Consider the following 25,284-nt stretch of genomic DNA (forward strand, 5'->3'; position numbering starts at 1 on the left):
GGCGCGGCCCGCACCCGCCCCTCCGCCTTTGCTTTGCAGCCACGGACGCATCGGTAACCGAACGCGACCGGCGAGGGTCGGGGTGAGATGCGGCCATCGGTACCAATGACCAGCCCGGATCCGTGCTGCGTCGGTGGCTGCAGAGCAAAGGCGGCGACGGGCCACCGCCCAGCGCCACGACTTTGGTTACTGTCCGCGACCCGGCGCCTCAACACGGAGGGTGAGCGTTTCGGGTCAGCGCAGCGAGGCGCGGAGCGCGGCTTCCTTCTCGGCGACCAGGTCCTCCAGGCTCGCCTGGTAGGCGGCCATCCGGTCGCGCAACGCAGGGTCGGAGACGCCCAGGATGCGTACGGCGAGCAGCCCGGCGTTGCGGGCGTTGCCGATCGACACGGTGGCGACCGGCACGCCGGCCGGCATCTGCACGATGGACAGCAGCGAGTCCATCCCGTCCAGGTGCTTCAGCGGCACCGGCACACCGATCACCGGCAGCGGGGTGACGGAGGCGACCATGCCGGGCAGGTGAGCCGCCCCGCCCGCGCCCGCGATGATCACGCGGACGCCGCGAGCGGCGGCTTCCCGGCCGTACTCGATCATCTTGAGCGGGGTGCGGTGCGCCGAGACCACGCCGACCTCGTGCGGCACGCCGAACTCGTCCAGCGCATCGGCGGCGGCCCGCATGGTCGGCCAGTCCGAGTCGCTCCCCATGATCAGCCCAACGGTGCTCATGCACGCCCCTCCTGGAGCCAGCGGGCCGCGCGCGCGGCCCGGGCCCGTACGTCGGCCAGGTCGGTTCCGAGCACCGTGACATGCCCGATCTTGCGGCCCGGACGCACCTGCTTGCCGTACAGGTGGACCTTGGCCCCCGGCTCGGCGGCGAACAGGTGGTGCAGTCGCTCGTCGATCGAGATCCCGCCCGGCTCCCCGCCGAGCACGTTCGCCATCACCACGACCGGCGCGGTGAGCGACGTGTCCCCCATCGGATAGTCGAGCACCGCCCGCAGGTGCTGCTCGAACTGCGAGGTGCGGGCGCCCTCGATGGTCCAGTGCCCCGAGTTGTGCGGACGCATGGCCAACTCGTTGACGACCAGCCCGGCCGGCGTGTCGAACAGCTCGACCGCGAGCAGCCCGACCACGCCGAGCGAGGTGGCCAGGTCGATGGCGAGCTGCTGGGCCGCGACCGCCCGCTCCTCGGGCAGGTCGGGCGCGGGCGCCAGCACCTCCACGCAGATGCCGTCGCGCTGCACCGTCTCCACCACCGGGTACGCGGCGACCTGACCGAACGGCGACCGGGCGACCTGCACGGCCAGCTCCCGGCGCAGCGCCACCCGCTCCTCGACCAGCAGCGGCGTGCCGCCGTCGAGCAACGTCGCGGCCAGCTCGGCGGCCTGGTCGGCGTCGTCCACCATCCAGACGCCCCGGCCGTCGTAGCCGCCCCGGGCGGCCTTGAGCACCACCGGCCAGCCGGTCTCCGCGCCGAACGCGACCAGGTCGGCCGGCGACTCCACCGGACGCCAGGCCGGGCTCGGCGCGCCCAGCTCGCCGAGGCGCTCCCGCATCACCCGTTTGTCCTGCGCGTGCACCAGCGCATCGGCCGGCGGGAACAGCTTCACGCCCTCGTCGGTCAGCACCCGGATGTGCGCGTTCGGGACGTGTTCGTGGTCGAAGGTGACCACGTCGCAGCCCTTCGCGAACGTGCGTAGCGCGGTCAGGTCGGTGTGGTCGCCGTACTGGACGTCGGCGGCGACCAGCGCCGCGCCGTCGTCCGGCGAGAGCGCCAGCACGCGCAGCGACTGGCCGAGGGCGATGGCGGCCTGGTGAGTCATCCGGGCGAGCTGGCCGCCACCCACCATGCCGACGACGGGGAGTCCGGTCCGGGAGTCCATAGCGCCGCCAGCCTAGCCGGGCCGGCGACCGGCCGGACCGCGAGGGCGGGGCGTCCCACCAGCGCCGCCGGCGGCTCAGCCGAGCTGGGCGACCAGCTCGTCGACCGAGGTCACCGGCCGCTGGCAGACGAAGCCCCGGCAGACGTACGCGGTGGGCCGGCCGTCGACCAGTGGCCGGCCGGCGAGCAGCGGCACGCCGGGCTGGTCCGGGGCGCCGGCCACCACCACCGCGCCGGGCGGGGCGTGCCGGTGCGCGGCGGCCACCAGCGGGTCGCCGGCCGGGTCGTCGGTCACCACCGCGATCTCGTACGGGCCGGAGAGCAGCGCCTCGCCGACCGTGGCCGCGTAGCCGGTGAACCGGGCGTGCCGGTCGACGATCGGCGCGACGGTCGACAGCGTCCGCTCGGCCGCCTCCCGGTAGCGCGTCTCACCGGTCAACGCCGCGTACGCGACAAGCGCCGCGACGATCGCCGAGCGGCCGGACGGCGTCGCGTTGTCGGTCGGGTCGGCGGGCCGGGTGACCAGCCGCTCGGCGTCGTCGGCGGTGTCGTAGAAGCCGCCGTCCGGCGCCGCGAACCGGGCCAGCGCCACGTCGAGCAGCTCACCGGCCAGGGTCAGCCAGCGTCCCTCGCCGGTGAGCTGGTGCAGCGCGCAGAACGCCTCCGCGACGCAGCCGTAGTCCTCCAGCACCCCGGCCGGGTCGCCGACGGCCTTGTCCCGGGACACCCGGCGCAGCCGGCCGTCCACCAGGTGCACGGCGGCCAGATGCTCGGCGGCGTCGCGCATCGCGCCGTCGGCGACGATGACCACGCCCTCCATCAGGTTCGCGTCCTCGTCGTCAGGGGCCACGTGGAGCGCGGCGACCTGCTGGAACTCCGCGATCGCGGTGATCGCCAGCCCGTTCCAGGCAGCCACCACCTTGTCGTCGCGGGCCGGCTGGGGACGGGTGTCCCGGGCGGCGAGCAGCCTGCCCACCACGTCCCGCCAGCGGGCCCGGACCGCCGGGTCGGCGTCGTCGACGTCCCGGGCGAGCTTCAACACACTCGCGCCTTCTTCGAAGGTGCCGGCCTCGGTGACGGTGAACAGGTCGGCGGCGAAGCGGCCGTCCTCCTCGCCCAGCACCTCGACGAGTTGGGCGGGCGTCCAGACGTAGGTGAGCCCCTCGACGCCCTCGGTGTCCGCGTCCAACGCCGAGGCGAAGCCCTCACCGGCCCGGTGCAGCTCGTCGGCGAGGAAGCGCGCGGTGTCCCGGGCCACCCGGCGGGCCAGCCGGTCGCCGGTGAGCCGCCAGAGCTGGGTGTAGACCCGCAGCAGCAGCGCGTTGTCGTAGAGCATCTTCTCGAAGTGCGGCACGGTCCAGTGGCCGTCCACCGAGTAGCGGGCGAAGCCGCCGGCGAGCTGGTCGTTCAGGCCGCCGCGGGCCATCGCCTCGGCGGTGTGCCGGACGATCTCCAGGCTGCGCGCGGAACCGGTGCGCCGGTGGTGCCGCAGCAGGAAGAGCAGGTTCATGTGCGGCGGGAACTTCGGCGCGCCGCCGAAGCCGCCGTTCGTCTCGTCGTACTCCTGCGCGAGCTGGGCGGCGGCGGCGTCGAGCAGCTCGGCGGTGAGCGGGGCGGTCACGCCGCCGACGGCCTGGGCGCCGCCGATCGCCTCGACCACGGCGGCGCCCTGGCGCAGCACCGCCTCCCGCTGGTCCCGCCAGGCGGTGGCGACGGAGCCGAGCAGTCGGACGAAGTTGGCCCGGGGGAAGTAGGTGCCGCAGAAGAACGGGGTGCCGTCCGGCGTGGCGAAGACCGTCATCGGCCAACCGCCCTGGCCGGTCATCGCCTGGGTGGCGGTCATGTAGACGGCGTCGACGTCGGGGCGTTCCTCCCGGTCGACCTTGACGCAGACGAAGTCGTCGTTCATCAGCCGGGCCACGGCCTCGTTCTCGAAGGACTCGTGGGCCATCACGTGGCACCAGTGGCACGCCGCGTAGCCGACCGAGATGAGCACCGGCACGTCGCGCCGTCTCGCCTCGGCGAACGCCTCGTCGCACCAGGGCCACCAGTCGACCGGGTTGTCGGCGTGCTGGAGCAGGTAGGGCGAGGTGGCCTGGGCGAGTCGGTTCACCACCCGACCCTATCCGCCGGCCCGCGAGGCCGCCGCCGGACCGGCGCGAGCCACGGAACGTCCTTCCGCTATTCACCTTCTTCTATTTAGATCGGCACATGCCCGGCGCGCCCACCGCCGGTACGTCCGAAGGAGACGGTCCATGCGCAGACTCCCCGCCCTGCTCGCTCTCGCCGCCCTCGCCGGCTCCGCGTTCACCCCGGGCGCCGCGTCCGCCGCGGTGCCGCCGGAGACCCGCTGGTCCGCCACCACCGCCGTCGGGATCCACAACACGTACGAGCGCGGCACCTACGCCTACCTGGCCCAGGCGCTCGACGCCCGGCCCGGGCTGATCGAGCTGGACGTCTGGCCGGACGTGCTCACCCGCCAGTGGCGGGTCAGCCACAGCAACCCGCTCGGCAACGACAACAACTGCGTGGCCGCCACCAGCGCGGCGCAGCTCTACACCGGCACCCGGAACAAGAACCTGGAGAACTGCCTGGACGACATCCGGCTCTGGCTGGGCGCCCACCCGGACGCCGGCCCGGTCGTCCTCAAGCTGGAACTCAAGACCGGGTTCAGCAGCCGTACCGGACAGGGGCCGGCCCAGCTCGACGCGGTGCTCGCCGCGCGGCTCGGCGACCGGGTGTTCCGCCCCGCCGACCTGCTCGGCGGCCACCCCACCCTGGACGCCGCCGCCCGCGCGGACGCCTGGCCGACCCGGGCGCAGCTCGCCGGCAAGGTGGTCGTGGAGCTGATCCCCGGCACCGTCGAGGAGGGCAACCCGACCGACACGCTCTGGACCGACGTGGAGTACGCCCGCCACCTGGCCGGCCTGGCCGCGGCCGACACTCTGGGCACCGCCCGGGCGTTCCCGGCCGTGCACCGGGCCCAGGCCGGCGACCCCCGCTCCAGGTACGCGGACACCACCCTGCGGCCCTGGTTCGTGCTCTTCGACGGCGACGCCTCGGCGTACCTGACCGGCGGCATCGACACCGCCTGGTACGACACGAACCACTATCTGCTGGTGATGACCGACGCGCAGAACGTGCCGCCGGCCGTCCCCGGCGGGGACGCCGACGCGGCGGCGGCCCGGGTCGCCCAGCTGGCCCGCGCGCACGCCAGCATCGCCTCCGCCGACTGGTCCACCCTGCCCACAGTCCTCGACGACGTCCTCCCCCGAGGCTGACCCCCACCCCACCCAAATTCCGTGAATCCGCGGAGCCAGGTCAGGAGGCGCCGTCGGCGCGCAGCGGGAAGACGTTGTCGCGGGCGGTGTCGCGCAGGGAGCCGAGCACCGCGCCGATCTTGTCCGCCGGCATCGGCTTGAAGAAGTGGTAGCCCTGGGCCGCGGTGCAGCCCAGCTCGGCCAGGGCGGCGCGCTGCTCGGCCGTCTCCACACCCTCGGCCACCACCCGCAGGCCCAGCTCGTGGGCGAGCCCGACGGTGGTACGGACGATCGCCGCCGCCTCCGGCGAGTCGGCCATCCGGATCACGAAGGAGCGGTCCACCTTCAGCTCGTCCACCGCGATCCGGGTGAGGAACGTCAACGAGGAGAAGCCGGTGCCGAAGTCGTCCACGGCGAGCTGCACGCCCATCGCCCGCAGCCCGGCCAGCACCTCGTCGATCACCTCCAGCTCGCTCATCACCACCGTCTCGGTGATCTCCAGGACCAGCCGGTGCGGCGGGACCTGGTGCCGGCGCAACGCCTCCTCGATCTCGGCGGGCAGCCGCGGGTCGAGCAGGCTGCGCGCCGACAGGTTCACCGAGATGGGCACGTCCAGCCCTTCCCGCGCCCACCCGGCGGCCACCTCCAGCGCCTTGTTCAGCACGTACCGGGTGAAGCTGCCGAGCTGCTCGCTGTTCTCCACCGGGCGGATGAAGTCGGACGGGCCGAGCCAGCCCCGGCGCGGATGCCGCCACCGGATCAGCGCCTCCACCCCGGTCGGGGCGCCGGTGGCCAGGTCCACCGCCGGCTGCAACGCCAGCACCAGCTGGTCGTCGGCGGCCAGCGCCTCCCGCAGCTCCGCCAGCAACGCCAGGTGGTCGGTGCTCGCGGCGTCCCGGGAGCTGTCGTACGCGGCGACGCTGCCGCCACCCTCCTTCGCCTGGTACATCGCGATGTCGGCACGCCGCAGCAGCTCGGTCAGGTCGGCGGTGCCCGCGTCGGCCACCACCACGCCGACCGCCACCTCGACGGACATCCGCACCCCGGCCACCTCGGTCGGGGCGGCGAGCCGCTCGGCGACCTCCCGGGCCTGGCGCAGCGCGTACGCCAGCGGGGCCGTCCGGTCCTCGACCACCGGGACCGAGGTGAGCAGCAACGCGAACTCGTCGCCACCGAGCCGGCCGAGCAGGTCACCGGGGCGGGTCAGCACGGCCAGGCGGTTGGCGGTCAGCCGCAGCAACTGATCACCGGCCGCGTGCCCGAGGGTGTCGTTGACCTCCTTGAACTGGTTCACGTCCAGCAGCAGCAGGGCCACCGGGTGGTCGTGCGGGCGCTGCCGCAGCGCCTGGTCGCCGCGGGCCAGCAGGGCCGACCGGTTGAGCAGCCCGGTGAGCTGGTCGTGCACCGCCTCGTACGAGGATCGGGCGGTGACCAGTCGCAGCTCGCGGTGGGTCGCCGCGTCGTGCAGGGCAGCGGCCAGAGCGTCCCCGAAGGCGGCCACGCCGTCGCGCTCCCGGTGGCTGGGCGGGGCGGACGGGGCGAACCGCACCCGCAGCCGGCCCACCTCGACGGCGCCCACGGCGAGCCGGCGGACCAGCTCGTGCTCGACCGAGGCGGCGTACGCGGACGGCTCCACCTCACGATCGCGCACCTGCCCGCCGAGGTCGGCCCGGTAGCGGCGCCAGCGCCCGTCCCCGCGCGCCACGTCCACCTCGACCAGCTCGGCCCCGAACAGGGTCAGCGCGCGGGTCACCGCGGCGGTCGCCACCCCGCGCTCGTCGAGCTGGTTGAGCGCGGCGGTGGCCTCGGCGAAGGCCCGCCAGGTACGCCGCTCCGCATCGGCCCGGAGCCGGTGCCGGTAGGTCTGCTGGAGCAGCCACAGCGGCGGCGGCAGGAGCAGCAGCCAGCGCGGGTCCAGCTCCAGCAGCGCGACCACCACCAGGCCGACCGCGACGTTGCCGACGAACATGAGCAGCTTGCCGCGCAGCGCGGCGAGCAGCGGCGGCCCGATCGGGATGCCGTGCCGCAGGGCGATCGTGGCGGCGCCGAGCCAGCCGGTGGTGACCAGGTAGGTCACCGCGCCGGCGCTCAGCGCGAGGGCCAGTTCCGGGGTGGGCGCGGCCAGCAGCGGCCGGCCGAGCGCGTTGGCGACGGCACCGGCCAGCGCCGTGGCGGCGGTGAGCGAGCCGGTGATGCGGACCAGCTCCAGCACCGGGCGCCGGTCGGACACCAGCGACATCGTGGTCCAGGCGGCGCCGGTGCCGAGCAGCGCCGCGGCCGGGAGCCAGCCGGCGGGCACCAGCCAGAGGCAGACCACAAGCGCGGCCTCGCCCCAGGTGATGCTGACCATGCCGGCCGCGGTGCGGAAGCGCAGCCGGGCCAACTGGGCCACGGCGAAGGCGACCGCGGCGAGGCCGAAGCGGGCCGGGCCGGGCAGCGGGTCACCCGACGGCAGATGCGCCGGTACGCCGAGACCGAGCACGGCGGCCAGCAGCGCGGTGACCGCGACCGCGGCGGTCAGCAGCACGACGCTCACCGGCGTGCCGCGCAGGCCGAGCCGGTCCGGGGGACGGTCGGCCGGTTCGGAGGTCACGGCCCCGCCCGGGCGGGACGTGGATTCGGGGCACGGTGGGGACCTGCTGCTGCCTTCGACATCGGCGCCCCCCTTCCGCGCAGGGTCCGGGGCCTGACGGTCCCCCCGGCGGAAGGCTAAGCCAAAGCCGGTGGCCGCAACAGGGGTGAACGACCGGCTCGGGCGTGATTCACGCGGTGTTCAGCCGTTGCGGCGCTGCTGGGAGCCGTTGGGAGCATTCGTCGGTGAATCCTGCTCCACGGCCCCGTCTGTCGGATCGACGACTGTCGCGTCCGCCCGGCCCGGCTCCGTCGGGTGCGGGAACCGGTCCGGCAGCCGGCGCAGCCGGGCGTTCATGTTGCGGATGAGCAGGACGGTGACGGTGGCCAGCGCGACGATGAGGAAGAGGCCCATCGGGCCGGCCAGACCACCCGTGCGGGTGTCACCGAAGTTGTTCTCCGCGAGCACCTGGGCGGTGGTCAGCATGGTGTTCCTCCGATGTGCGGCTGACGACCAGGGTAGCTCCCGCGGGCGTCAGCGGGCACGGCACGTCTCGCGCACCCCGGCGAAGAGGTCGGACTCGGGGATCGGGCTGTCCACCAGCGAGCGGGCGAGTTGGAAGTCTTCCGTCGGCCAGGCGCGCTGTTGCAGGTCCATCGGCACCTGGAACCAGAACCCGTCCGGGTCGATCTGGGTGGCGTGGGCGCGCAACGCGTCGTCGCGGACCGGGAAGTAGGCGGCGCAGTCGACCCGGGTGGTGATCCGCTCCCCCTTGTCGGGCCGCTCCTCCCAACGCTTCATCCAGTCGCCGTAGGGCGACTCGTGGCCGGCGGCGAGCATCGCCTCGTGCAGGCTCATGATCTTGGCACGGGAGAAGCCCACGTCGTAGTAGAGCTTCAGCGGCTGCCACGGCTCGCCCAGCTCCCGGTGACGCTCGGGGTCACCGGCCGCCTCGAACGCCGCCACGGTGACCCGGTGGGTCATGATGTGGTCCGGGTGCGGGTAACCGCCCTCCTCGTCGTAGGTCGTGACGACGTGCGGGCGGAACTGCCGCATCAACCGCACCAGCGGCGCGGCGGCGACCTCGACCTCCTGCAGCGCGAAACAGCCCTCCGGCAGCGGCGGCAGCGGGTCGCCCTCGGGCAGCCCGGAGTCGACGAAGCCGAGCCAGGCCTGCTCGACGCCGAGGACGGCGCGGGCGGCGTCCATCTCGGCCCGGCGGATGTCGCCGATGTTGGCCCACACGTCGGGCCGGTCCATCTTGGGGTTCAGCACGCTGCCCCGCTCACCGCCGGTGCAGGTGACGACCAGGACATCCACCCCCTCGGCGACGTATTTCGCCATGGTGGCGGCGCCCTTGCTCGACTCGTCGTCGGGATGGGCGTGCACCGCCATGAGACGCAGCTGTTCTGCCACCTTCGGCGCTCCTCGTCTGTGCCGACCGGCTGACCTGCCGGAATCTCCCTCCGCGCCCGCGAAAGCCCCCGTGACGGCCGGTCGGGACCGTTGCCGGAGTGGTCGGGACCACCCCGGCCGGCCGAAGCCGACCTGCCATCCTTGACTCAGCGCCGGGCTGGGAAGATGGACCTTGCCATTCTTGCCGATGCCGCCGACAACAACGCCAGGAGATACCCGCCGGTGAGCGAGACGCACGCCACAGTCGCACCGGACGCGCCGGTCTTCCCGCCCGGCCGATACGGCCGCCGCCGGGAGCCGAGGCGCCGCCGACCGCTCCTGCTCGCCCTGGTGGTGACGGTCGTGCTGGCCGTCCTCGGGCTGGGCGCCGCGAAGCTCTACACCCAGTACGGCGATCCCGCCTACCAGGGCGAGGTGATCAGCTACACCGGGATCACCGACTCCCGGGTGGTGGTCGACTTCCGGGTCACCGTGCCGCCGGGCGGCTCCGCCACCTGCCTGCTGCGGGCCCGCTCGCACGACGGCGCCGAGGTAGGCCACGTCGAGGCCACCGTGACCGCCGAACCAGGCCAGCGACACGTCCGGTACCGACAGGAGGTGCCGACCAGCGCCCGGCCGTTCATCGGCGAGGTGTTGCGCTGCCGACCGGCCGGCTGAGCCGGACGCCCGGCGCGTTGCCGGGACACCCGCCCCCGGTCCCGCCACCGGCACCCGGGGCGATCGACCACACCTCCACCGGTGCGGCACTGGTAACTTGGTGGTTTCACCTGTCAGCCAGTCCGCACCAACCGAGGAGATCGCCTGTGTCCACACATGGAAACGAGGCGCCCGCCACCTGGCTGTCCCAGGACGCTCACGACCGCCTGCAGGCCGAGCTCGACGAGCTGATCGCCAACCGGCCGGTCATCGCTGCCGAGATCAACGCCCGGCGCGAGGAGGGCGACCTGCGGGAGAACGGTGGCTACCACGCCGCCCGCGAGGAGCAGGGCAAGGCCGAGGGGCGCATCCTCTACCTCAAGGAGCTGCTGCGCACCGCCAAGGTCGGTGAGGCGCCGGACACCGACGCGGTGTCGCCCGGCATGGTCGTCACGATCTACTTCGACGACGACGCCGACGACACCGAGACGTTCCTGCTCGGCTCCCGCGAGATCGCCTCCACCACCGACCTCACGGTCTACAGCCCCGAGTCCGCGCTCGGCAAGGCGATCCTCGGCGGGAAGCCGGGCCAGACCTGCACCTACACCGCTCCGAGCGGCGCCGACATCAAGGTGACGGTGGTCTCCTTCGAGCCCTACTCGGGCTGACCCGCCGGCGGACCCGCGCCGGCCGGCTCGGGTCCGACCCGACCGAGGCTGACAGGCTCCTCGGGCCCGAGCCACACCCCGTTCGCCCCGACCGGATCATCCGGCCGGGGCGTTCGCGGTTCCGGGCGGGCTCACCCCTCGCCCGCGAAGGCCACCTGGTAGCCGCTGGCGCGCAACGCGCTGATCAGCGTGTCCGAGTGCTCCACCCCGCGGGTCTCCACCGAGAGCGCCACCTCCACCTCGCCGAGCCCGAGGTGCGGGTTGGCGCGCTGGTGCACCACGTCCACCACGTTGGCCCGGTGCTCGGCGATCTCGCTGAGCAGCGAGGCGAGCTGGCCGGGCCGATCGGAGCAGCGCACCGTGACCCGCAGGAAACGCCCGGCCGCCGCCAGCCCGTGCTCGATCACCCGGAGCATCAGCAGCGGGTCGATGTTGCCGCCGGAGAGCACCGCGACCGCCGGCGTGGCCACCTCCACGACGCCGGCCATCAGCGCCGCCACGCCGACCGCGCCGGCCGGCTCCACCACCTGCTTGCCACGCTCCAGCAGCATCAGCAACGCCCGGGAGATGTCCTCCTCGGAGACCGTGACGACGTCGTCGACCAGCTTGCGGACATGGGTGAACGTCAGCTCGCCGGGACGGCCGACCGCGATGCCGTCGGCGATCGTCGCGAAGGAGGGCAGCCGGACCGGCTCGCCGGCCCGAAGCGAGGGCGGGAAGGCGGCGGCGCTCGCCGCCTGCACCCCGATCACCCGCACGTCGGGGCGCAGCGCCTTGGCCGCCACCGCCATCCCCGACACCAGCCCGCCGCCACCGACTCCGGTCACGATGGTGCGCACGTCCGGGCACTGTTCGAGGATCTCCAGCGCCACCGTGCCCTGACCGGCGATGACGTCCGGGTGGTCGAACGGGTGGATGAACACCGCGCCGGTCCGCTCCGCGAACGTCTGCGCCGCGATCAGCGACTCGTCCACCGTGTTGCCGACCAGCTCGATCCGGGCGCCGTACCCCTTGGTCGCGGCGACCTTCGGCAGCGGCGCGTTCACCGGCATGAAGACGGTGGCGTGCGCGCCGACCAGGCCGGCGGCGAGCGCCACCCCCTGGGCGTGGTTGCCGGCGCTCGCCGCCACCACGCCGCGGGCCCGCTCGTCGTCGGAGAGCCGGGAGATCCGCACGTACGCGCCGCGCACCTTGTACGACCCGGCGCGCTGCACGTTCTCGCACTTGAGCCAGACCGGCCCGCCGAGCGCGGCGCTGAGCGGCCGGGAGGGCTCCAGCGGGGTGGTGCGGGTGACACCGGCGAGCAGTTCCCGCGCGGCCTGTACGTCGGCGAGGCCGACCATCTCCGTCATGCCCCGATCGTGCCACTCACCCCCGGCGGAAGCTGCGGCGACGTCACGGACGATCACGCGGTGGCGGGTGACCCCGTCCCGACCCGGGGATAGCCGGGGGCGTGCCGCGTCCACGGCGCCTGCATCTCGAACTGGCCGGCCACCCCGAGCAGCAGCAGTTCGGAGCCGGGCGGGCCGACGAACTGCACCCCGACCGGCAGCCCGTCCGGGCGGCGACCCACCGGCACCACGATCGACGGCAGGCCGGCGATGTTCCACGGCGCGGCGTACGGGGCGTACCGGATGTTCGTCCTCATGTTCGCCAGCCAGGACCGGCCGGACCAGCCGGCGGCCTCCGGCGGCGGCCCGGCCAGCGCCGGGGTGAGCAGCAGGTCGACCGAGTGGTCGTCGAAGAAGTGCACCGACCGCTCCCGCCAGGCGGTCCGGTCGGCCTCCCGGACGTACCCACGGCGCTGCGCCCACTCGCCGAGCGCGACGTGCCGGCGGCTGCGCCGCTGGAGCTGGCGCGGCGCGACGCCGGCGGCGCGCACGTCGGCGGCGGCAGCCGCGAACCAGGTGGCGATGCCCTGCAGGCCGAGCCGGGTCGGATAGACCGGGTCGGTGGGGACGGTGTCGTGCCCGGCGGCGGCGAGCAGCCGGCCGGCGGCGGCGACCGCGTCCCGGTTCGCCGCGTCCGCGGAGACGCCGCGCACCGGGGAGCGCAGCGACACGCCCACCCGCAGCCGCGGTGGCGGGACCAGCTTGTCCGGCCGGCGCCCGGCCAGCACCGAGAAGCCGACCACCGCGTCGGCCACCGTGCCGGTCAGCACGCCGTGCTCGGTGAGGCCGAACCAGTCGTCCGCGCCGAGCTGGCAGGGCACCACGCCCCGGCCGGGCTTGAGCCCGACCAGGCCGCAGCAGGCCGCCGGGATGCGGATCGAGCCGAGGCCGTCGTTGCCGTGGGCCATCGGCACCAGCCCGGCGGCCACCGCGGCGGCCGCGCCGCCGGACGAGCCACCGGGGGTACGCGTCGGGTCCCAGGGGTTGCGGGTCACCCCGGTGTCGTCGTCGGTCAGGGCCCACAGGCCCAACTCCGGCATCCGGGTCACGCCGAGGATCACCGCGCCCGCGCCGCGCAGCCGGCGGACCACCTCGTGGTCGGCCTCCGCCACCGGGGTACGCATCGCGACCGACCCGTTCCAGGTGGGCAGGCCGGCCACCGGCGTGTTCTCCTTGACCGCCACCGGCACGCCGGCCAGCGGCAGGTCGGCCAACTCCTCCTGCTCGTCGACCTTCTCCGCCTCGGTGATCGCCTCGCCGCCGCGTACCGTGCGGAACGCGGCCAGCTCGGCGTCGACCCGGGACACGTGGTCGAGGTGGTCGGCCACCACCTGGGTGGCCGAGACGTCGCCACGGCGTACCGCCCGGGCGATCTGTTTCGCGGTCGCCCCGACCCAGGTCGTCGGCAAGATGTCCGGCACTGCCACCCTCCGTCGTCCAGCGGTCAGCCCAGTGCCTGCTCCAGATCGGCGAGCAGGTCGTCGACCGTCTCGATGCCGACAGACAGTCGCACGAGATCACCAGGAACTTCAAGCGGCGAGCCGGCTGCGCTCGCGTGTGTCATCCGCCCCGGGTGCTCGATCAGGGACTCGACGCCGCCGAGCGACTCGGCGAGCACGAACAGCCGGGCCCGGTTGCAGATCTCGACGGCGTGCTCCTCGCCACCGGCCGCCCGGAACGAGATCATGCCGCCGAACCGGCGCATCTGCTTGGCGGCCACCTCGTGCCCGGGGTGCGAGGACAGGCCCGGGTAGATGACCTGGGCCACCTTCGCGTTGCCGTCCAGATAGGCGGCGATCCGCTCGGCGTTGTCGCAGTGCCGGTCCATCCGTACCCCGAGGGTCTTGATGCCGCGCAGGGTGAGCCAGGCGTCGAACGGGCCGTTGATCGCGCCCATCGCGTTCTGGTGGTAGCGCAGTTCCTCGCCGAGCGCCCGGTCGGCGGCGACCAGCGCGCCACCGACCACGTCGGAGTGCCCGCCGACGTACTTGGTGGTGGAGTGCACCACCACGTCCGCGCCGAACGCGATCGGCTGCTGCAGGTACGGCGAGGCGAACGTGTTGTCGACCACCAGCAGCGCGCCGGCGTCGTGCGCCACGGCGGCCAGGGCGGCGATGTCGGCGATGCCGAGCAGCGGGTTGGTCGGGGTCTCCACCCACACGATCCGGGTGGCGCCCGGCCGGATCGCGGCGCGGACCGCGTCCGGGTCGGAGACCTTCGCCGGGGTGAAGTCGAGACCCCACCGCTCGGCCACCTTCGCGAACAGCCGGTAGGTGCCGCCGTACGCGTCGTCCGGGATCACCACGTGGTCGCCCGGCTTGCACACGGCCCGCAGCAGCGTGTCCTCGGCGGCCAGACCGCTGGCGAAGGCGAGCCCCACCGGGCCGCCCTCCAACGCCGCCAGGCACTCCTGGAGCGCGTCCCGGGTGGGGTTGCCGGAGCGGCTGTACTCGTAGCCCTCGCGGGGCGCGCCGACGGCGTCCTGGGCGTAGGTGCTGGTCTGGTAGATCGGTGGGATCACCGCGCCGGTGCGGGCCTCGGGGTCCTGACCGGCGTGGATGGCGAGCGTCTCGAAGCCGTGGTTCATGCCCGGAAGGCTAGTCCCTGCGGCCCCGGCGGGTAGGGAATGTCCCCACCACGGTGACCCGCCCCGCTCCCGCCGGCGGGGCGGGAGCGGGGCGGCACCGGTCACGCCGCCGGCACCGGCAGCACGTGCAGGGTGGCCGGCACGGTCCCGGTCCAGTCCGAGGTGATCGCGTAGAGCCGGGTGCCGTTCGGCGCCCAGGCCAGGCCGCCGTCGACCAGGAGCCCACCCAGCTCGAACCGGGCCTGCTCGATCCCGCCGAGACCGAACACGAACACGTCGGGGTCGTAGTAGCCGTCCACGCCGGCGGCGACCCGGGCGCCGTCGCGGGTCAGCTCCACCGCGACGGGGTACGGGCCGGTCGGGTACGTCGCCGACGGGGTGCTGATGTCGGCGAACGGGAACGCCAGCACCTCGTAGGGCGCCCCGGAGGCGGTGTAGACGGTGTCGCCGGCCGGGTTCAGCGCGATGTCGCCCAGGTTGCTGCCGAGCGCCGAGAACTCGTTGGTCCGCAGGAAGCTGAGCGCGCCGGCCGCACCGATGCCGTAGGCGTCGACCGACCCCGGGCTGAGGCTCTGCTGCCCGGCCAGCAGGACCGCGCGGTTCTGCGACGCGGCGGTCAGCAGCGGCGCGCCGTAGTAGGTCTGCCGGGCCAGCCCGGTGGTCAGGGCGGCCGGCTGGCGGCCCAGGTCGAGTCGACCGATGTTGCCGTTCCAACTGCTGTCGCCGCATCCGTAGCCGAACCACAGGTAGCGGCCGGTCAGCGCGAGCGAGGAGGGGTTGCAGCCGGCCGCACCGGTGCCGAAGCGGGCGAACTCGGTCAGCGTGCCGGTGTTGATCGCCGCGATCGCGTCGGCCGAGGGCAACGCCACGTAGAGCGTCTGCCGGTCGGCGCTGAGCAGCAGGTCGGTCGGGCCGGGCAGGTTGGACACGGTGCCGAGCACGTCACCGTTCGCGGCGGTCACCACCACGTCGGTCGAGTTCCGGCCGCCGCTGACGAAGACCCGGTCGCCGGCCGACACCACGTCGGCGGCGTCGGCGATCGGCAGGGGCACGGCCCGGGGCGCGGCCGCTGCCGAGGCGGGCGCGACGGGCGTGGCGGCGAGCAGGGCGCCGGTGAGCGCGGCGAGAGCCAGCGCGGAGCGTCTGTTGAGGCGCAAGGGGTGTTCCCTTCACGACGGGCGACCGTGGCGGTGGGCCACGGCCGCATGGGCGCCGGACCGCCGCGCCGGAGGTGGACCGGAACGACGCGACGTCCCAGGAAACCGACCTCCGGTCACCGTCGCTCGCCGGCACCGTCGCCCCCGAATGTGCCGATCCAGACTTGTCAATAGGTACCACATCCGCGAGCGGTCGTGGGGGCACGGAACTACGCTGCCCGGATGAGCGGGTGCGTGTTCTGCGGCATCGTGGCCGGTGGGGTGCCGGCCTTCACCGTGACCGACGAGCCGAACGGGGTGGCGTTCCTGGACACCCGGCCGGTGTTCAAGGGACACGTGCTGGTGGTGCCCCGCACCCACCTGGTGACGCTCGCCGACCTGCCGGCCGACGCGCTGCCCGGCTACTTCCGGCTGGTCCAACGGGTGGCCGTGGCGGTGGAGGCCGGTCTGGGGTCCGGTGGGACGTTCGTGGCGATGAACAACAAGGTGTCCCAGTCCGTCCCGCACCTGCACACCCACGTGGTGCCCCGGACGAAGGGCGACGGGCTGCGCGGCTTCTTCTGGCCACGTACCCGCTACGCCGACGACGCCGAGGCGGCCGGCTTCGCCGGCCGGATCTCCGCCGCGCTGGACCATTGACCGGAACCCCTCAAGACGTCCGCTCGGCGCGTCGGCCGAGGACGGCAAATTTGTTCGGTACGTTTTGATTCCTCAAACCGAACAAATTGGAGCAGGTCATGTCCGGCCCTGGGCGCCCTTCCCGCGCCGCTGTGTATCAGCGCATGGAGGAGGCGGTTCGCGAACTGCGCGACCGGCTGGGCGGGCTACCGACACCCGCCGAAGCGGAGGACATCTGGGCCGAGATCTGGCACCAGGAGGCGCACAACAGCACCGCGATCGAGGGGAACACCTTCGTTCTTCAGGAAGTCGAGACCCAGGGCTGTTGGGTGAGCTGATTGCCCGCAGCGTCACCGCGAACCTCTACCGCTTCCTCATGCCGGCCGTGGCCGGTCCGGTGAAGTTGCTGCCGCTTCCGGCGTTGGCGACGGCCGACCTGACCGAGAACGCCTTACGCGTCGCTGCGGCAAGAGGGCGGCTGAAGGCCGTCAAGGCGGACGACGGCACGTGGCGGAGCAGCCAGAAATGGGTGAACGAATACACAAAGAGCCGCTACCGGCGTGGTCGGCCCGCCTGACCATAGTTGGAACGGGTAAGGAACCGGGGACCGGCGCTGTTGCACAGGCTGGGAAAGCCACGAGAGGAGTCCCACCGTGTTCCTCCGCCGCATGAAGGCCGAGATGATCTCTCCTGACCAGGCCCTGCCGGGCCGCCCGCTCGCCATGCCGGTCGCCGACCGGCACGAGGTGCTGCCGTCGGCACTGAAGGGCCCCTTCCCCGAGGGCGCGCAGGTCGCCGTCTTCGGCATGGGCTGCTTCTGGGGCGCCGAGCGCCTGTTCTGGACCCTGCCCGGCGTGATCACCACGTCGGCCGGCTACGCGGGTGGCTTCACCACCAACCCGACGTACGAGGAGGTCTGCTCGGGCATGACCGGGCACGCCGAGGTGGTCCAGGTGGTCTACGACCCGTCGACGATCGCCTACGAGGATCTGCTCAAGGTCTTCTGGGAGAACCACGACCCGACCCAGGGCATGCGCCAGGGCAACGACGTCGGTACCCAGTACCGATCGGCGATCTACACCACCACCGACGAGCAGCGCGCCGCCGCGCAGGCCTCGCGGGACGCGTTCGCGCCGATCGTGGCGCGTGCCGGCAAGGGTGAGATCACCACCGAGATCGCCCCGCTTGGCGACTACTACTTCGCCGAGGACTACCACCAGCAGTACCTGGCCCCGACGAAAAATCCTGGCGGATATTGCAACCACGGGCCGAACGGGCTGAGCTGCCCGGTCGGTGTGGCCCGTACCGCCGGCTGAATCCTTTTGCGAAGCGGCCACCGCCATCTCGACGGTGGCCGCTTCGCAGCGGGTGCGCCGACTGGTGACCCATAAGGCGTTGTCGTGCCGAGTACCGCCGGGAGATCCTGCGGTCGTGACCAACGATGACGGCGATGTTCGTGCCAGCTTCGACCGCCGGGTCAACTCGCTGCGGCGCCGTCGAGTGCTCTCCGTTGACTACTGGGACCTGCACGGCGTCGGGCCGGAACCCGATTGGGACTTCGGCGACTGTCACCACGCCGTGATGGGCGCGCAGCTGACGACCGATGCTGGTCCCGTGACCGTGACCTGGACCGCGACCTTCTACCCGTACGGCGTGGAAGTGTTCCTGGAGCCCATCACCCGCCATCTCGACGAGGACGGAACGCAGCGTGTCGAGCCGGGAGCCGATTCGCGATGGAAGGCCTTGCTGGAGCAGCCGGTGCGTGAGGCAAGGGTCTCGTGGGACCGGTTCACGATCGGACCCACGATGCGGTTGAACGGTGAGGTGATCAGCCCGCCGTACGACGTGGTCGTACCCACCGCTCTACGACTGGACTTCGACGGAGGACCGGTGTGGTTCGTGGCCTGCACGCCGCAGTTCCAGAAGCCGGACGACGTGTTCATCCCGGGCGATGAGATCGTGGTCGTCTTCGCGGCCTCGAAGATGCGCCAGATCGGATATAGCGACCCGACCTTTACCGGGTAGCCCGGTGAGAGCACCCGCACTGTTCGCTGGGGGCCAAATCCGGGAGGGTACTGCAACCACGGACCAGCAAGCTGATGTGACCGGTTGGCAGAGGGCTGCGGCATCTAGATCTGCCAATAAGACACCGGATTTGGTTGACAGGTGCGCTGACCACACCCATGCTTCGCTCATGAGGATGACCCTGGCAGCAGCCTTCGGCGTCGCAGTAGTTTCCTCCGCATTGGCGGTGTTGATCAATATTGCGACGGACTTGAAAAATTCATGGTGGGCTTGGAGCGGAGTAGTCGTCATTACCGCGTTGTCCGCCTTAACGGCAAATCTACTTCAAGCCGGCAAGGCCAACCACGGAACAGAAGGCGCCACCTCGGAGCAAGGCAATACTATCGGCGGTGATGTAACCGGAGACGTGGTGCAGGCGAGGGAGATAAGAGGAGACATAAATTTTCGCGAGTGAGGAACCGTATCACGGCGATGAAGGACTGAAGCAGCTGCAGTTATCAACGCGATCAATGTAAACTTGTCCACTCCCGTTGCTGATCCCGTCCAGCAGTTTCTCAAGCTGCTCCATACCGTCGCTCAGGACATTCACAACGCCACGAGTCGATTGCGCGCAGAGTTTAATGTCACCGTACGGCGAGACGACGAGTCTATCGATGGCAGTGCGTGTACCACGCTTAGAATCCGGCGGGGCCCCGACCACCAAGTCGGTCGACACTGGCAGCGCGGCCCTGGCCATGTGTTTAGCGTCCTCGAACTCGTCGGCGGTTATAGAAAGATCAGCCCGCGCCAGCCCTTGGCCTGTCACGTGAAAAGAGTTCAGAACGAATCGCTTGATCCCGAGCTGCGCAGCGATCTCGGCGACGCCACCCACACCGGCGATGTTCCGACGTGTCAGCACACAACTCATCGTTACAGAAATACCCAATTCGAGCCCAAGCGAAAGCGCGCGAATTGCCCCTGACCACGACGGAGCCCCGGCCAACTCGTTGTGGACGCGGCCATGTGCCGAATGCACCGGTATGCTCATATGGGACAATCCTCGGTGCTTCAGTTCGGCGATCCGTCGGCGTGTTGCGCTGCGGCCGTTACTGGTCATTCCTATCTGATGTCCGAGCGCTGAAAGATGACCAGTCAGTTCACTCAATCCGGGATACATGAGTGGTTCTCCACCGGAGAGCGTTACCTGGGCCGGACCGAACTTGGCGGTAATTGTTGATATCACTGTCCGCAACATGGCCGCACTGATAGTGGCTTGAGTGCGCAGAGATGAGTGTTGGGGCCGCCAAGGGTTGTAGCAGAATACGCAGTTCAGATTGCAATCCTCAACCAATTCAAGCCAGATTGAGGGTACGCCCATTCGATCGCCGACACGGCAGGCAGCGTCAGCAGTGCAGTTGTCGAGAGTTGCCGAGAAGGAAGACGTCATTCGGCGGGCGTCGGCTAAAGACCGCCATCGGGCAAGGGTCGACAAATTCCTGTCGTCAGTTAATTGCCGCTGGAGGCGCTTGCAGTGTTCTCTGCAACCGCCTCCGCTACTTGTTGTCCCTGCTTGGACCATCGACGATTCGGCATCAACGCTCCTAAACTGCGGCTTTGTCAGTATCGCGTACACCGTGATCAGGGCCAAGAGGTGACTCACTACCTGAACACGCGCTGTCATGGCGCAGGGACAGGGCGGTCCAAGTCCGTCCCGGAGCCTTCGCCACTGCCGCCGAAGTGCACGTTCCGGCGCGGCTGACGAGCCGGGACAGGACGTGAACGACGGTGCCGCCTCGGATCCAGGCTTTGGGTCACATGTCTGAAGGCTCGTCCCCAACGGGGCTGAGCTGCCCGGTCGGTGGGGCCCGTACCGGAAGCTAGGCCGGGCGGAGAACCGGGCCTGCGGTGTTCGTCACACCGTGGGCCCGGTACATTTCGGGCATCCGCCACCGGGCGGGCCGGAACCGGAGGCGTGACGGACGACCACCGTCGGTGACGGCGCACTGTAGCAAGGTGTCACACGTTCGTCATCGTCCCAACAGGCGAACTGCAACAAGCTCTGGCAGCATTGGCTCGCATGTGCGGACTTGCGGGAGAGTTCCGCCGTGACGGTTCACGCGCCGACGTCTCGGCGGTGGAGCGGATGGCGGCCACGATGAGTGACCGAGGGCCCGACGACAGTGGCGTCTGGTCGCAGGGCCCGACCGCGCTGGGACACCGGCGCCTGAAGATCATCGACCTGTCCGCCGCCAGCGGCCAACCGATCGTCGATGCCGCCGCGGGCCTCACCGGAGTCTTCAACGGCTGCATCTACAACTACCGGGAGCTGCGCGCCGAGCTGCAGGCCAAGGGCCACCGCTTCTTCTCCGCCGGCGACAGCGAGGTCGTGGTCAAGGCGTACGCCGAGTGGGGGCTCGACTTCGTCGACCACCTGATCGGCATGTTCGCGGTGGCGATCAGCGAGCGGGACACCGGCCGCCTGGTGCTGGCCCGGGACCGCCTCGGCATCAAGCCGCTCTACCTGGCCGAGAGCCCCGGTGTGGTGCGCTTCGCCTCAACCCTGCCGGCGCTGCTGGCCGGCGGCGGCGTCGACACCACCATCGACCGGGTGGCGCTCGCCCACTACCTGAGCTTCCACAGCATCGTGCCGCCGCCGCGGACCATCCTGCGCGGCGTCACCAAGCTGCCGCCGGCCACGGTCAAGGTGTACGAGGCGGACGGCACCACCCGGGAGCGGGTCTACTGGGACCCCTCGTTCGGCCGGGCCGACGAGCGGGCCGGCTGGTCCGAGCGGGACTGGCAGGACGCGCTGCTCGACTCGCTGACCACCGCCGTGCGCCGGCGGATGGTGGCCGACGTGCCGGTGGGTGTGCTGCTCTCCGGCGGCCTCGACTCCAGCCTGGTGGTCGCGCTGCTGGCCGGCGAGGGGCAGGGCCGCTCCGGCCTGGCCACGTTCTCCATCGGCTTCGACGCGGTGGGCGGCCGGGAGGGCGACGAGTTCGTCTACTCCGACCTGGTGGCGAAGACGTTCGGCACCGACCACCACCAGATCCGGGTGCCCACCGGCGATTTGCTGCCGCCGCTGGAGGCCGCCGTCGCGGCCATGAGCGAACCCATGGTCAGCCACGACTGCGTGGCGTTCTGGCTGCTCAGCCAGGAGGTCGCCCGGCACGTGAAGGTGGTCCAGTCCGGCCAGGGCGCGGACGAGATCCTGGGCGGCTACCACTGGTACCCGCCGCTGGCCGGGGTGGACCGGGAGCAGGCGCTCGAGACGTACGCGAAGGCGTTCTTCGACCGCGACGCGGCCGGGCTGGCCCGGGTGCTCAACCCCGACTGGCTGGCCGACGGCGACCCGGCGCGCGAGTTCGTGGCCGCGCACCTGGGTCGGCCCGGCGCGCACACCGCGGTCGACGCCGGCCTGCGGATCGACACCCAGGTCATGCTGACCGACGACCCGGTGAAGCGGGTCGACAACATGACCATGGCGCACGGGCTGGAGGCCCGGGTGCCGTTCCTCGACCACGAGTTCGTCGAACTGGCCGCGAGCTGCCCGCCCGAGCTGAAGCTGGCCCAGGGCGGCAAGGGCGTGCTCAAGGAGATCGGCCGGCGGGTGCTGCCGCACGAGGTCATCGACCGGCCCAAGGGCTACTTCCCGGTGCCCGGCCTCACCCACCTGGAGGGCAAGCTCCTCGACCGGGTACGCGACGCGCTGAGCGCCCCGGAGGCGCGCCGTCGTGACCTGTTCCGCGCCGACTACGTCGACGCGCTGCTCGCCGACCCGAATGCCGAACTGACCCCGTTGAACGGAAACAAGCTGTGGCAACTGGGACTCCTGGAAATGTGGCTCCAGAGCCACGGAATCGACTCACCGTGACCGACACCCTCGCCACCGGCACGGCACGTACCGACCGGGAACGGGTGCTGGGCCGGCGCCGGGAACGCACCGGTCCGGGGGGTGACCCGGTCGCACCGGGCACGCCGGAGTCGGGCCTGCCGTCCACCGCCGCCGCCACCGACGCCTCCGGCGTGGTGCTGGACTGCGGCTGGGGCCGGCTGGTCTTCGGCCAGACCTTCGCCGACCAGGTGCACGTGGCCGACGTGCTGCGCTCCGAGGCGAACGGCGCCCGGGACATCTGCATCTACCTGCGCGATCCGCACGTGCTTGTCTCCCGGCTGCCGGACGAGCTGTTCATCGACCCGTCGCTGACCTACCGGCTGCCGCTGGGTGAGCGCCGGCCGGCCGCCACCGAGGGCGGCGAGGTCCCCGGGTTGACCATCCGGGCGCTGCGCGACGCCGACGACGCGGACGCGGTGAACCGGATCTACGCCCGCAACGGCATGGTCACCGCCCCGGTCGAGGTGCTGGTGGACAACGCCGGCACCGACCGGTTCCTGCACCTGGTCGCCGAGGACGTGACAGGCGAGGTGGTCGGCACCATCACCGGCGTGGACCACGTCGCGGTCTTCGACGACCCGGAGGGCGGCGCCAGCCTCTGGTGCCTCACGGTGGACTTCAACACCGCGCCGCCCGGCACCGGTCAGGCGCTGCTCACCGCGCTCGCCGACCGGCTCGACGCGCGCGGTCGGGCGTACGTGGACCTGTCCGTGCTGGCCGAGAACTCGGGCGCGATCCGGCTCTACGAGCGACTCGGCTTCCACCGCACCGGCACGCTCTGCGTGAAGCGGAAGAACCCGATCAACGAACGCCTCTTCCTGCCCGCCATGCCCGAGGGGTACGACGAGCTCAACCCGTACGCGAAGATCGTCGCGGACGAGGCGATGCGGCGCGGGATCCGGGTGGCGGTGACCGACCCGCACTGGGGTGAGCTGAAGCTGACCAGCGGCGGCCGGACCATCCACACCCGCGAGTCGCTGTCCGAGCTGACCTCGGCGGTGGCGATGAGCCGTTGCGACGACAAGCGGGTCACCCGGCGCATCCTCGCCGAGGCGGGGTTGTCCGTGCCGCGCGGGCGCACCGCCACCGGCGACGCCGACGACCTGGCGTTCCTGGCCGACGTGGGCCCGGTGGTGGTCAAGCCGGCGCGCGGCGAGCAGGGCAACGGGATCACCGTCGGCGTGCGGACGCCGGAGGCGCTGGCCGCCGCGGTCGAGCTGGCCCGGCGCTTCTGCCCGGACGTGCTGATCGAGGAGCTGCGCGCGGGCGAGGACCTGCGGGTGGTGGTGATCGACCACGAGGTGGTGGCCGCCGCGGTCCGCCGGCCGGCGCAGATCACCGGCGACGGGGTGCACGACGTCACCGAGCTGATCGACCGGCAGAGCCGCCGCCGCGCCGCCGCCACCGGCGGCGAGTCCCGGATCCCGATCGACGACATGACCCGCGAGGTGGTAGCCGAGGCCGGCTTCCGGATGCACGACGTGCTCCCGGAGGGGCAGGTGCTGGCGGTCCGGCGGACGGCGAACCTGCACACCGGCGGGACCATCCACGACGTGACCGCCGAGCTGCACCCGGCGATCGCCGAGGCGTGCGTGACGGCGAGCCGGACGCTGGACGTCCCGGTCACCGGGCTGGACCTGCTGGTGCCCGCCCCGGACGCGCCGGAACACGTCTTCATCGAGGCCAACGAACGGCCGGGCCTGGCCAACCACGAGCCGCAGCCGACCGTCGAACGGTTCGTCGACCTGCTCTTCCCGGGCACGCGGGCACCGCAGCGACTCTGGTCGCCGGCCGGTGCGGCAGGCTCAGGGGCATGACCGCACGGAAACCCGAACCGCTCAAGCTCGACCTCGAATACCTGCGCCAGGTGCTGGTGGAACTGCTGGAGATCCCCAGCCCGTCCGGGCGTACCGACCACATCCAGCAGTACGTGGGCGAACGGCTCTCCGCGCTCGGGATCAGCTCCACGCTGACCCGGCGCGGGGCGCTGAGCGCCAGCCTGCCCGGGCCCCGGTCGACCGGTGCGGACCGGGCCGTCGTGGTGCACACCGACACCATCGGCGGCATGGTGAAGCGGCTCAAGGAGAACGGCCGGCTGGAGATCAACCCGATCGGCACGCACAGCGCCCGCTTCGCCGAGGGCGCCCACGTGCGGATCTTCACCGACGACCTGGACCGGTTGGTCACCGGCCAGGTGCTGCCGCTGAAGGCGAGCGGGCACCGCTACAACGAGGCGGTCGACCTGCAGGGCGTCGGCTGGGAGCTGGTCGAGGTCCGGGTCGACGAACCGGTGACCGACGAGGCCGGCCTGCGGGCGCTCGGTATCGACGTCGGCGACTTCGTCGCGCTGCTGCCCAACCCGTCCGTCACCCCCAGCGGGTACGTCAAGTCCCGACACCTGGACGACAAGGCCGGCGTCGCCGCCGTGCTGACCGCGTTCAAGGCCATGGTCGACGCACGCGTCACCCCGGCGGTCACCGCGCACCTGCTGGTCACCGTCACCGAGGAGATCGGCCACGGCGCCAGCCACGGGCTGGACCCGGACGTGGCGGAGATCGTCTCGGTGGACGCGGCGGTGGTCGCGCCCGGCCAGCAGTCCCGGGAGAACGCCGCCACCCTGGCCATGGGCGACGGCGTCGGCCCGTTCGACTACCACCTGACCCGGAACCTGGCCTCGATCGCCGACGAGCACGGCGTCGACCTGGTCCGGGACGTGTTCGACTACTACCGCTCGGACGCGGCGTCGGCGGTCGAGGCCGGGGCGCACGCCCGGGTGGCGCTGCTCGGCTTCGGCGTGGACGCCACCCACGGCCACGAGCGGACCCACCTGGACGGCCTGCACCAGCTCACCCAGCTGCTCTGCCTCTATCTGCAGAGCCCGCTGGTATTCCCCGAGTGGGACGCCGAGCCGGAAGGCGACCTGGCCGACTTCCCGTCGCTGGCGGTGCAGCCCGCGCACGAGGACGGGCCCCGCGAGGGTCCGATCGGCGTGGAGTGAACGTCTGTGATCGAAATCCGTTGCCGCGGCCGCCGGGAAGTGGATAGCGTGGCGGTACACGGGAAAGGAGGTGGTCCAGACTTGTATAGCAATCGGACTCGTGAGGTGGCTGTCCGCTAGCCGCTGTCCTCGACAGTGAACATCGTCCGCCGCGAGGCGGGCACAGCACGATCGTCGAGACCGTGTGGCAGCGGTGCGGC

23 protein-coding genes are annotated in these 25,284 nt (G+C 71.9%); 12 read left to right on the forward strand and 11 right to left on the reverse strand.

Features of this window, described 5'->3' with window-relative positions; all coding sequences use genetic code 11:
- Positions 1–234 precede the first annotated feature (234 nt).
- The 3 genes from purE to ACGFI2_RS03430 form a co-directional block, all read right to left on the reverse strand.
- A complete protein-coding gene (purE, locus tag ACGFI2_RS03420; protein ID WP_393509855.1) occupies positions 235–726 on the reverse strand; it encodes a 5-(carboxyamino)imidazole ribonucleotide mutase in 492 nt (163 codons plus the stop codon).
- Positions 723–1,883, reverse strand: a complete 1,161-nt coding sequence (locus ACGFI2_RS03425) for a 5-(carboxyamino)imidazole ribonucleotide synthase (RefSeq protein WP_393509858.1) — start codon at positions 1,881–1,883, stop codon at positions 723–725. The genes purE and ACGFI2_RS03425 overlap by 4 nt, the downstream gene beginning before the upstream one ends.
- A gap of 75 nt (positions 1,884–1,958) precedes the next feature.
- Complete coding sequence (locus ACGFI2_RS03430) at positions 1,959–3,995, reverse strand: thioredoxin domain-containing protein (protein WP_393509861.1); 2,037 nt, start codon at positions 3,993–3,995, stop codon at positions 1,959–1,961.
- 142 nt (positions 3,996–4,137) lie between these two features.
- Between ACGFI2_RS03430 and ACGFI2_RS03435 the strand changes: the two genes are divergently transcribed.
- Positions 4,138–5,163: a phosphatidylinositol-specific phospholipase C domain-containing protein gene (locus ACGFI2_RS03435; RefSeq protein ID WP_393509864.1), complete on the forward strand. Its 1,026-nt coding sequence runs from the start codon at positions 4,138–4,140 to the stop codon at positions 5,161–5,163.
- 40 nt (positions 5,164–5,203) lie between these two features.
- Here the strand turns inward: ACGFI2_RS03435 and ACGFI2_RS03440 are convergent, their stop codons facing one another.
- The 3 genes from ACGFI2_RS03440 to mca form a co-directional block, all read right to left on the reverse strand.
- Positions 5,204–7,735: a putative bifunctional diguanylate cyclase/phosphodiesterase gene (locus ACGFI2_RS03440; RefSeq protein WP_393509867.1), complete on the reverse strand. Its 2,532-nt coding sequence runs from the start codon at positions 7,733–7,735 to the stop codon at positions 5,204–5,206.
- A gap of 180 nt (positions 7,736–7,915) precedes the next feature.
- Entirely contained in the window at positions 7,916–8,200 is a 285-nt protein-coding gene (locus ACGFI2_RS03445; RefSeq protein WP_393509870.1) for a hypothetical protein, read from the reverse strand.
- Positions 8,201–8,248: 48 nt separating this feature from the next.
- Positions 8,249–9,130, reverse strand: a complete 882-nt coding sequence (gene mca / locus ACGFI2_RS03450) for a mycothiol conjugate amidase Mca (RefSeq protein ID WP_393509873.1) — start codon at positions 9,128–9,130, stop codon at positions 8,249–8,251.
- A gap of 222 nt (positions 9,131–9,352) precedes the next feature.
- Between mca and ACGFI2_RS03455 the strand changes: the two genes are divergently transcribed.
- Entirely contained in the window at positions 9,353–9,787 is a 435-nt protein-coding gene (locus ACGFI2_RS03455) for a DUF4307 domain-containing protein (RefSeq protein ID WP_393509876.1), read from the forward strand.
- A 146-nt stretch (positions 9,788–9,933) separates the two neighbouring features.
- Positions 9,934–10,434: a transcription elongation factor GreA gene (greA, locus tag ACGFI2_RS03460; RefSeq protein WP_393509879.1), complete on the forward strand. Its 501-nt coding sequence runs from the start codon at positions 9,934–9,936 to the stop codon at positions 10,432–10,434.
- A 131-nt stretch (positions 10,435–10,565) separates the two neighbouring features.
- On the opposite strand, the gene ilvA is transcribed toward greA, so the two are convergent.
- The 4 genes from ilvA to ACGFI2_RS03480 form a co-directional block, all read right to left on the reverse strand.
- Positions 10,566–11,786: a threonine ammonia-lyase gene (gene ilvA, locus ACGFI2_RS03465; protein ID WP_393509882.1), complete on the reverse strand. Its 1,221-nt coding sequence runs from the start codon at positions 11,784–11,786 to the stop codon at positions 10,566–10,568.
- Positions 11,787–11,839: 53 nt separating this feature from the next.
- On the reverse strand, positions 11,840–13,252 hold the full coding sequence (locus ACGFI2_RS03470) for an amidase (RefSeq protein WP_393509885.1): 1,413 nt from the start codon (positions 13,250–13,252) through the stop codon (positions 11,840–11,842).
- Between the two features lie 17 nt (positions 13,253–13,269).
- On the reverse strand, positions 13,270–14,412 hold the full coding sequence (locus tag ACGFI2_RS03475; RefSeq protein WP_393509888.1) for a cystathionine gamma-synthase: 1,143 nt from the start codon (positions 14,410–14,412) through the stop codon (positions 13,270–13,272).
- A 101-nt stretch (positions 14,413–14,513) separates the two neighbouring features.
- Positions 14,514–15,569, reverse strand: a complete 1,056-nt coding sequence (locus ACGFI2_RS03480; RefSeq protein WP_393509891.1) for a YncE family protein — start codon at positions 15,567–15,569, stop codon at positions 14,514–14,516.
- Positions 15,570–15,791: 222 nt separating this feature from the next.
- Here ACGFI2_RS03480 and ACGFI2_RS03485 point away from each other — a divergent pair, with 222 nt between their 5' ends.
- The 6 genes from ACGFI2_RS03485 (at position 15,792) to ACGFI2_RS03510 (ending at position 18,666) form a co-directional block, all read left to right on the forward strand.
- On the forward strand, positions 15,792–16,208 hold the full coding sequence (locus ACGFI2_RS03485; RefSeq protein ID WP_393509894.1) for an HIT family protein: 417 nt from the start codon (positions 15,792–15,794) through the stop codon (positions 16,206–16,208).
- Positions 16,209–16,339: 131 nt separating this feature from the next.
- Positions 16,340–16,525 (forward strand): hypothetical protein, encoded by a 186-nt coding sequence (locus ACGFI2_RS03490; protein WP_393509897.1) that lies wholly within the window; start codon positions 16,340–16,342, stop codon positions 16,523–16,525.
- Positions 16,513–16,764, forward strand: coding sequence for a hypothetical protein (locus ACGFI2_RS03495; protein WP_393509900.1), 252 nt, complete (start codon positions 16,513–16,515; stop codon positions 16,762–16,764). The genes ACGFI2_RS03490 and ACGFI2_RS03495 overlap by 13 nt, the downstream gene beginning before the upstream one ends.
- Positions 16,765–16,840: 76 nt before the next feature.
- Positions 16,841–17,503: a peptide-methionine (S)-S-oxide reductase MsrA gene (msrA, locus tag ACGFI2_RS03500; protein ID WP_393509903.1), complete on the forward strand. Its 663-nt coding sequence runs from the start codon at positions 16,841–16,843 to the stop codon at positions 17,501–17,503.
- A gap of 115 nt (positions 17,504–17,618) precedes the next feature.
- The gene (locus ACGFI2_RS03505) at positions 17,619–18,212 is read left to right on the forward strand and encodes a hypothetical protein (RefSeq protein WP_393509906.1); all 594 of its coding nucleotides are present in this window, start codon (positions 17,619–17,621) and stop codon (positions 18,210–18,212) included.
- A gap of 169 nt (positions 18,213–18,381) precedes the next feature.
- On the forward strand, positions 18,382–18,666 hold the full coding sequence (locus ACGFI2_RS03510; protein ID WP_393509909.1) for a hypothetical protein: 285 nt from the start codon (positions 18,382–18,384) through the stop codon (positions 18,664–18,666).
- Between the two features lie 9 nt (positions 18,667–18,675).
- Here the strand turns inward: ACGFI2_RS03510 and ACGFI2_RS03515 are convergent, their stop codons facing one another.
- Positions 18,676–19,638 (reverse strand): radical SAM protein, encoded by a 963-nt coding sequence (locus ACGFI2_RS03515; RefSeq protein WP_393509911.1) that lies wholly within the window; start codon positions 19,636–19,638, stop codon positions 18,676–18,678.
- 630 nt (positions 19,639–20,268) lie between these two features.
- Here ACGFI2_RS03515 and ACGFI2_RS03520 point away from each other — a divergent pair.
- The 3 genes from ACGFI2_RS03520 to ACGFI2_RS03530 are packed head-to-tail and all read left to right on the forward strand — an operon-like array spanning position 20,269 to position 25,084.
- Positions 20,269–22,065 (forward strand): N-acetylglutaminylglutamine amidotransferase, encoded by a 1,797-nt coding sequence (locus ACGFI2_RS03520; RefSeq protein ID WP_393509914.1) that lies wholly within the window; start codon positions 20,269–20,271, stop codon positions 22,063–22,065.
- Positions 22,062–23,903: an N-acetylglutaminylglutamine synthetase gene (ngg, locus tag ACGFI2_RS03525; protein WP_393509917.1), complete on the forward strand. Its 1,842-nt coding sequence runs from the start codon at positions 22,062–22,064 to the stop codon at positions 23,901–23,903. Before ACGFI2_RS03520 ends, ngg begins: the two co-directional genes overlap by 4 nt.
- Positions 23,900–25,084: an osmoprotectant NAGGN system M42 family peptidase gene (locus ACGFI2_RS03530; RefSeq protein WP_393509920.1), complete on the forward strand. Its 1,185-nt coding sequence runs from the start codon at positions 23,900–23,902 to the stop codon at positions 25,082–25,084. Before ngg ends, ACGFI2_RS03530 begins: the two co-directional genes overlap by 4 nt.
- Positions 25,085–25,284 lie beyond the last annotated feature (200 nt).

This window comes from Micromonospora sp. NPDC049282 (genome assembly GCF_043197045.1).
Lineage (GTDB): Bacteria > Actinomycetota > Actinomycetes > Mycobacteriales > Micromonosporaceae > Micromonospora.